The 7,737-nt window shown below is 64.2% G+C and carries 8 protein-coding genes; 4 read left to right on the forward strand and 4 right to left on the reverse strand.

What is annotated here, in order from left to right; genetic code table 11:
• On the reverse strand, window positions 1–815 hold an 815-nt coding region (locus EOA28_RS17795), incomplete at its 3' end, for an SAM-dependent methyltransferase (RefSeq protein WP_128315105.1).
• Between the two features lie 233 nt (window positions 816–1,048).
• On the opposite strand from EOA28_RS17795, the gene thrS reads away from it, so the two are divergent.
• Window positions 1,049–3,025 carry a threonine--tRNA ligase gene (gene thrS / locus EOA28_RS17800; protein ID WP_127252160.1) on the forward strand — a complete coding sequence of 659 codons (1,977 nt, stop codon included), beginning with the start codon at window positions 1,049–1,051 and terminating at the stop codon, window positions 3,023–3,025.
• Window positions 3,026–3,108: 83 nt separating this feature from the next.
• Window positions 3,109–4,050: a GNAT family N-acetyltransferase gene (locus tag EOA28_RS17805; RefSeq protein WP_127252159.1), complete on the forward strand. Its 942-nt coding sequence runs from the start codon at window positions 3,109–3,111 to the stop codon at window positions 4,048–4,050.
• A gap of 13 nt (window positions 4,051–4,063) precedes the next feature.
• Here EOA28_RS17805 and EOA28_RS17810 read toward each other — a convergent pair whose 3' ends face one another.
• The gene (locus EOA28_RS17810) at window positions 4,064–5,029 is read right to left on the reverse strand and encodes a hypothetical protein (RefSeq protein ID WP_127252158.1); all 966 of its coding nucleotides are present in this window, start codon (window positions 5,027–5,029) and stop codon (window positions 4,064–4,066) included.
• 171 nt (window positions 5,030–5,200) lie between these two features.
• Between EOA28_RS17810 and EOA28_RS17815 the strand changes: the two genes are divergently transcribed.
• Window positions 5,201–5,785, forward strand: coding sequence for a nitroreductase (locus EOA28_RS17815; RefSeq protein WP_127252157.1), 585 nt, complete (start codon window positions 5,201–5,203; stop codon window positions 5,783–5,785).
• A gap of 5 nt (window positions 5,786–5,790) precedes the next feature.
• On the opposite strand, the gene EOA28_RS17820 is transcribed toward EOA28_RS17815, so the two are convergent.
• Complete coding sequence (locus EOA28_RS17820) at window positions 5,791–6,552, reverse strand: TetR/AcrR family transcriptional regulator (protein ID WP_127252156.1); 762 nt, start codon at window positions 6,550–6,552, stop codon at window positions 5,791–5,793.
• Between the two features lie 140 nt (window positions 6,553–6,692).
• On the opposite strand from EOA28_RS17820, the gene EOA28_RS17825 reads away from it, so the two are divergent.
• The gene (locus EOA28_RS17825; protein ID WP_127252155.1) at window positions 6,693–7,367 is read left to right on the forward strand and encodes an isoprenylcysteine carboxylmethyltransferase family protein; all 675 of its coding nucleotides are present in this window, start codon (window positions 6,693–6,695) and stop codon (window positions 7,365–7,367) included.
• 2 nt (window positions 7,368–7,369) lie between these two features.
• Here the strand turns inward: EOA28_RS17825 and EOA28_RS17830 are convergent.
• Window positions 7,370–7,737: HpcH/HpaI aldolase/citrate lyase family protein (locus EOA28_RS17830; protein ID WP_189342082.1), on the reverse strand; the 368-nt coding region annotated here is incomplete at its 5' end.

Consider the following 7,737-nt stretch of genomic DNA (forward strand, 5'->3'; position numbering starts at 1 on the left):
CGCAGGATGTGCCCGCCGGAATTGCCTTTGGTGCTCGGGGCCCTGGCAAAACGGGCGGCAATGTCGCCGTTATCGAGATCCTCGATATCGTCGAAGCCGAGATCGGCGAGCGACTTCGCCAATTCGTCCGGGGCAAAGAAGCTGATCCAGGGCTCGCCGACCGCCGCGACGCGCGCCGCATAGAAGGCAAGCGTCGCCCGGCCCGTCGCGTCGCGATCCTCGGCCGGCTCGCTGTAGTCGAACACGACCTCCGAGCCGGGGAGGCCGGCAATGTAGCCAAGCGTGGCAAAAATCGCTTCGCGCGTCAGGTAGGGCACGAAGCCCAGCCAGATGAAGAAGCCCGGCTCGGTCGTTTTCAGACCAGCAGCCGCCAATTCGCCTGCCAGACTCTGGCGTTCGAAATCGACCGGCACGAAGGCGGCGCCGGCCGGCTCGGCAAGACCGGCCTCGGCAATGCGTTGGCGCTTCCAGGCCTGCGTCGCCGGATGATCGACCTCAAAGACCGCGAGGTCGGGATATGGATTGCGCAGCGCAAAAGTGTCGAGGCCGGCGCCAATGACGACGACTTGGCGGACGCCGCGCCGCACTGCCGCCGACAGCCAATCCTCAGCGAGGCGGTCGCGTGAGGCAACGAACAGGCGCATGCGACGCCCATGCTCGTCTTCCTGCGAGAGTTCCCCGGCGTTCGGCGCGGCCTCGCCCAGAATCGCAAGCGCGTAGGGATCGCGAAACAGCGCCGCCTGCGGTGAGAATTGATGAAGAGCCCGCAAGCGCGCGACGCGCAGGGCGGTTCGGCTGGGGGATGCGTCTTCCATGCCTATATAAAAGCCGCGCCGTGCTCCGTTCACAAGCCCGCGCTTGCGACGTTGCTCGCGACATTTCCTGACGGCCGCTCTTTACGCCGCGCGGCACTGCCTCTAAAACCGCGCCGCCGGCCATCATCCCCTTGATTGGCGCCTCCGGCTAACCCTCTGCATGCCGCAACGCATCCTGCGGCCCGCATTTTCACCACCCGCGCTCGTTTGCGGGACTGGATAGGAGAATCCTGATGCCGAATTCCGTTTCCCTGACATTTCCCGATGGTTCCGTCCGCGACTACGACGCGGCGCTGACCGGCGCGGGCCTTGCCGAGTCGATCTCAAAGTCGCTGGCCAAGAAGGCTGTCGCCTACAGCCTCGACGGCACCGTGCGCGATCTTTCCGATCCGCTCGGCATGTCCGGCAAGGTCGAGATCATCACCCGCGAGGATCCGCGCGCGCTGGAGCTCATCCGACACGATGCGGCGCATGTGCTGGCCGAGGCCGTGCAGGAACTGTGGCCGGGAACGCAGGTGACCATCGGGCCGGTGATCGAGAACGGGTTCTATTACGACTTTGCGCGCAACGAGCCGTTCACGCCGGACGATTTCCCGGTGATCGAGAAGAAGATGCGCGAGATCATCCAGCGCAACAAGCCGTTCACCAAGGAAGTGTGGTCGCGCGAGAAGGCGAAGAAGGTCTTCGCCGAGAAGGGCGAGCGCTACAAGCTCGAGCTGATCGACGCCATCCCTGAGGACCAGGACCTCAAGATCTACGCGCAGGGCGACTGGTTCGACCTCTGTCGCGGTCCGCACATGGCTTCGACCGGGCAGATCGGCAACGCCTTCAAGCTGATGAAGGTGGCAGGCGCGTACTGGCGCGGCGATTCCAACAACCCGATGCTGACGCGCATTTACGGCACCGCCTGGGCCGACCAGGCGCAGCTCGACGCCTACCAGACGCTGCTGGAAGAGGCCGAGAAGCGCGATCACCGCAAGCTCGGCCGCGAGATGGACCTGTTCCATTTCCAGGAAGAGGGGCCGGGCGTCGTCTTCTGGCACGCCAAGGGCTGGAAGATGGTGCAGAACCTGATCAACTACATGCGCCGCCGCCTCGACGAGCACGGCTATCAGGAAGTCAACGCGCCGCAGGTGCTGGACAAGAGCCTGTGGGAAACGTCGGGACACTGGGGCTGGTATCGCGATGCGATGTTCAAGGTGACTGTCGCCGGTGACGACACCGACGACGACCGCGTCTTCGCACTGAAGCCGATGAACTGCCCCGGCCATGTGCAGATCTTCAAGCATGGGTTGAAGTCCTACCGCGAACTGCCCGTAAAGCTTGCGGAGTTCGGCAATGTGCACCGCTACGAACCGTCCGGCGCGCTGCACGGGCTGATGCGCGTGCGCGGCTTCACGCAGGACGACGCGCATATCTTCTGCACGGAGGAGCAGCTCGCGGCCGAATGCCTGCGCATCAACGACCTGATCCTGTCGACCTATGCCGATTTCGGCTTCGACGAGGTCAGCGTGAAGCTGTCGACGCGGCCGGACAAGCGCGTCGGCACCGACGAGGCCTGGGACCATGCCGAGGCGATCATGAGCAATGTGCTGGAGACGATCCGCACGCGCTCCGGCAACCGCATCAAGACCTCGATCAATCCGGGCGAGGGCGCCTTCTACGGGCCGAAATTCGAATATGTGCTGAAGGACGCCATCGGCCGCGAATGGCAATGCGGCACCACGCAGGTCGACTTCAACCTGCCGGAACGCTTCGGCGCCTTCTATATCGGCTCGGATTCGGAAAAGAAGCAGCCGGTGATGGTGCATCGCGCCGTCTGCGGCTCGATGGAGCGGTTCCTCGGCATCCTGATCGAGAACTATTCCGGCCATTTCCCGCTGTGGTTCGCGCCGCTGCAGGTGGTAGTGGCGACGATCACCTCGGATGCGGACGAATACGCCTTGAAAGTCGTCGACCGGTTGAAGGCCGCAGGGCTGCTCGCCGAAGCCGACCTGCGCAACGAGAAGATCAACTACAAGGTGCGCGAGCATTCGCTCGCCAAGGTGCCGGTCATCCTCGTTTGCGGCAAGCGCGAGGCCGAGGAAGAAACCGTCAATCTCCGCCGGCTGGGCTCCCGCGACCAGGAATCGCTGAAGCTCGAGGACGCGGTGAAGGCGCTCGCCGACGAGGCGGTCTCGCCGGATCGCAAGCGTCGCGCGGCGGCCTGACATACCGACACTTTCTAAAATGGCGGTGGCCGGTCCACCGCCATTTTCATATGCCTGTCACGCCAGCCCTGTAACGAGCCGCCATGCTCAAATTGAAACCGCGGGAAAGACGTTTTCCCGAGCTCTCCTATGCCAACCCGCATCAGCCGGTGCTGACGCGCTGGTTCATCCATTCGGTCGAGGGCCTGTCGGGTCGCGACCGCTTCGCCGTGCTTTACGATTTCTGGCGCAGGCAGGTGGTGCCGACCGGCGACCGCGTGTTCAGCCGTATGCTGGAACTGATCGACGTCAAGGTCCGCAACGCCGTGCAATGGCCGCCGGCGGCGCTGCTGGACACGCCGCTGGTGATTGTCGCCAACCATCCCTTCGGCATCGGCGACGGCATTGCCGTGCTTTCGCTGGTCGAGCAGCTCGGCCGGCCTTTCCGGGTCATGATCCACAAGGATCTGCTCAGGATCCGCGAGATGGAGCCCTATTCGCTGCCCATCGATTTTTCCGAAACGAAGGAAGCGCTGAAGAACAACATGGCGGTGCGCCATGAGGCCGTGCGTCTGCTGAAGGAAGGCGTCACCATCGTCGTCTTCCCGGCCGGCGGCGTCGCTACGGCGCCGAAGGGTTTCGGCCGCGCCATCGACCTGCCGTGGAAGATGTTCCCGGCCAAGCTCGTCCAGGACGCCAAGGCCTCGGTTATCCCGATGCATTTCTCCGGCCAGAACGGCCGCCTGTTCCACCTCGTCAGCGGCCCGATGAACATGGCCGAGCGCGACAATCGCGTGGCGAAGTTCATCGGCAAGGCGTCGCTGACGCTGCGCACCTCGTTGCTCATCCGCGAGTTCGCGCGGCTGTCGGGCAAGGCGATCGAGGTGCGCATCGGCGATGTGCTGAGATGGAGCGAACTCGAGCAGCTGCGCGACCGTAAAGTGCTGCTCGACCGGCTCTATCGCGCCGTTTTCGATCTGGCTTCGCCGGTCGCGCCGCGCGGGCGCGTGCCGTTCCTGCCGAAGCGTATGCGCAAGGCGGCCTGACAGCTCAGATGTATCAGTCCGCGCCTTCTTCGGGATCGATGGCCGAGGACTCGTTGGCAACGACCTCGATTTCCTGGTTCTGGCCGGCGACCACCGTGAAATCCTTCTGATAAATGCGGTCGCGGTTCTTGGCGATGATGGTGTACTGGCCTTCGGCCAGCACCATCGAGGCGAAGGCGCCGACGGCTTCCTTGATCGGATCGCCGCTCTCGTTGAGCAGTGACCAGGAGGTGTCGGCGATGGCTTCGCCGCCGGGCTCGCGCACCAGCTTCATCGTCATCTCGGCGGCGCGGTGCTCGACGGTAGCCTCCGTCAGCTTGCCGGCCTCGACGCGGATATCGGAGCGGATCACCGCATTGACCGCGCCATAGGTGGAGACGACGTGGTAGGTGCCGGCGTTCAGCCGCACCACGGTGTTCGGCGCGACGTCGGGGGCGATCAGTGCCCGGTCGCCATTGGCCGCGGGATGGTCTTCATAGATCGAAAAGCGCAGTTTCTTCGACTGGATTGGGGCGCCGCCCGATGTCACCGCGTCGAGCTTGAGGCCGCCGGCGTCGAGCACCAGGCTTTCGTGCCTGGCCGCCTTGCCGACGGTGATGCGCTTGGTGGCGCCGGCGCGTCCATAGGAGGCGTGGACGAGATAGCTGCCGGGGTCGAGCTGGAACACGGCCGTGCCGCCATGAGCTGAGGCCACCATCGGAAGCTTGCCGTCGCTTGACGGCTGCGGCTTGAACACCCGCCAGACAATGCCGCGGGTGATGTCGGCGCTCTTGTCAGTCAGTTGCGCCGAGAGCGTAATGGCGCCGCCATTGCCGAGCGCCAGCGGTGCTCCTGTCTTCGGCGTCGCGTAGCTCGAAATGCCTGGAAGCTTGAGGTCGCCGACATCGTTGGCGTTCTGGGCCAGCGCGAAGGAAACCGGCACCGCGAACAACGCAGCGACGAGTGCGATCACCAAAAGGCGCAGGGTCCCCTCAAACATGCCTTGCGTTGAAGCCCAAGGCGGTGGCAATTTCAAGGCTTAAGAGTTCGAGGCCTTGCGCCGACGGCTCTTTATCCGGCGCAAAACGCCACCGCCCAAGCCGCCCGACATCCCGATGGCGCGCTTCAGCTCAAAATTGAATACTATAGAATGCTGAGGAGACTTGCGCCCATGGCGTCGCCGATCATCGACTTCCTGCTCACCCGCAATTCCGCGCCGATCCCGGACCTCAAGGAGCCGGCGCCGAGCGATGCCGAGATCGCGACGATGATTGCGGCTGCCTCGCGCGTTCCCGACCATGGCCGTCTCGAGCCCTGGCGCTTCATCCTCTACCGCGGCGAGGCGCGTGTCGAGATCGGCAAGAAGCTGGCCGCACTTGCCGAGCAGCGCGAGGGACCGTTGCCGGAGGGCAGGCGCAACCAGGAACTGGCGCGTTTCTCGCGCGCGCCGCTGGTGATCGGCGTCGTGTCGGTGCCGAAGGAGAACCCGAAGATCCCGCAATGGGAGATGTTCCTGTCGGGCGGCATGGCAGCCATGAACCTGATGATCGCGGCCAACGCCCTGGGCTATGGCACCAACATGATCAGCAACTGGTACTCCGATGTGCCGGAGGGCAGGGCGATCCTGGGGTTGTCGCCGCAGGAGCGCGTTATCGGCTTCGTCCATATCGGCTCCTATCATGGGCCGGCGCCGGAGCGGCCGAGGCCCGATCCAGCCAAGCTCTATGACGACTACACCGGTCCCTGGGCGGGGTAAGCGGCCTAAGGACGTCGCGAAGGGGCGTGGGCCAGCCCGCGCTCCTTCGATCCATGCGCGCCGACTGCAGGATTGGAACGGCGCGCTGTCATGACGGCGCGCACATAGCCGGGCTCACCGATCCGGATGCTGCCGTCCGGCAGTCCCAGGATGCGGTCGAGCGCGATCTCGTAGAGCCTGACACGCCTTTCCAGGGCCTCGATCGCGATGTCCATGTCGGCATCGCTGCCGCCGGCGAACGCCTTGGCAACCATGTCGTGCGTGGCCATGCCGAACTGCATGACGATATCGGCAACGCCCTCGGGATCGAAAGTCCGGAATGTTCCGTCTTCGACGCCCTGGCGGATGATCTCCACCAGGATCGGCGAGAAGGACTTGCTCGCCGCCAGGTTGATGCGATGGAACAGCACCAGGTTTTCCGGCCGGAACATTGTCTCGAACAGCGCCCATGCTTCCGCCGCGGTCTCGACCTTGGCCTGGCGCGACTGCGCGAGGAGCGCGTTCAGGCGCCCAAGCGGATCGAGGCCCGGATCGTCGAGGATCTTCTGGACACCGGCCAGCGCCTGCCTGGCGAAACGCTCCGCCAATGCCTCCAGCAGCGTCTCCTTGGAGGCGAAGTAGTGATAGAAGGCGCCCTTCGAGACGCCGGCGGCCGCGATGACGTCGTTGAGGCTCGCTTTGTCGTAGCCATGCGTCAGGAATAGGGCCTGGGCATGATCCAGCAGTTCTTCGCGCCTGATTTCCGGATGCTTGATGATGCGAGGCATGGCGAAACCTTGTGCATGCGGCGGCCGTTCTCGTCCAGAGTGCCGGGTGTGCCTTGAGTTATAGACCGTCGGTCGGTATAATAGACCATCGGTCTGTTTCGGCCAAATAGCGGCGGGCGGCAGGTCATGGAAGGTTGGTCATGATCTCGAGATTGGTTGTCCAGACATTCGTGTGGTTCGGTGTAATGGGCGCGCTGATGTTCGTGTCCGCAGGAACGCTGCACTGGTGGGGAGCCTGGGTGTACATAGTCGTGATGGTCGGACTGAGCCTCACCATGGGCGTGGCGCTCGCCCGGCGCGATCCCGGCCTGATGAACGAACGCCTTCGCCCGCCGATCCAAAAGACCCAGACAGCCGCCGACAAGATAGTGCTGAGCATATTGCTCATCGGCATTTTCGCATGGCTGGCCCTGATGGGGCTCGACTTCCGTTTTGGCTGGTCGGCAGCTCCCGTCTGGGTGCAGGCGATCGGGATGCTGGTCCTGCTCGTCGGCATCTGGATCTGCTATCTCACGATGCTGGAAAACAGCTTCGCGGCGCCGGTCGTTAAGATCCAGGACGAGCGTGGACAGAAGGTGATCACCACCGGTCCATACGGTTATGTCCGCCACCCCATGTATGCGGGCGCCATACTCTATTTCGCCGGCACGGCGCTGGTGCTTGGCTCCTGGTGGGGGCTGGCATTGGTGCCCGTCTTCATCGTCCTGCTCGCCATCCGCACCTTCATCGAGGAAAAGACTTTGCGGACCGGCCTGCGGGGATACGACAATTACGCCGCGCGCGTCCGCTACAAGCTGGTCCCGATGGTCTGGTAATCTCAGGTGCCCGACGCCTTGGCGCGGGCCAGCAAACGCTCCGCCAGCCGCAGATGCGGCCGGTCATACATCTTGCCGTCGATGCCGACGACGCCCGGGTTTCCCGCCGCCGCGAACGCATCGACGATCGCCTGCGACCGCTCGACCGCTCCGGCGGAGGGCGTGAAGGCGGCGTTGATGACCGGCACCTGCGCCGGATGGATCGCCATCTTGCCGGTAAAGCCGTCGCGCTCGGCCTCGCGGCATTCCGTCTCGAAGGCGGCCATGTCGCGGAAATCGGGAAAGACAGTATCGATAGCAGCAACTTCGGCCGCTCCCGCCGCCAGGATGGTCATAGTGCGCGCCAGGCGGAACACGTCGGTATAGCGGC

It is taken from the genome of Mesorhizobium sp. M2A.F.Ca.ET.067.02.1.1 (assembly GCF_004023285.1).
Taxonomy (GTDB): domain Bacteria; phylum Pseudomonadota; class Alphaproteobacteria; order Rhizobiales; family Rhizobiaceae; genus Mesorhizobium.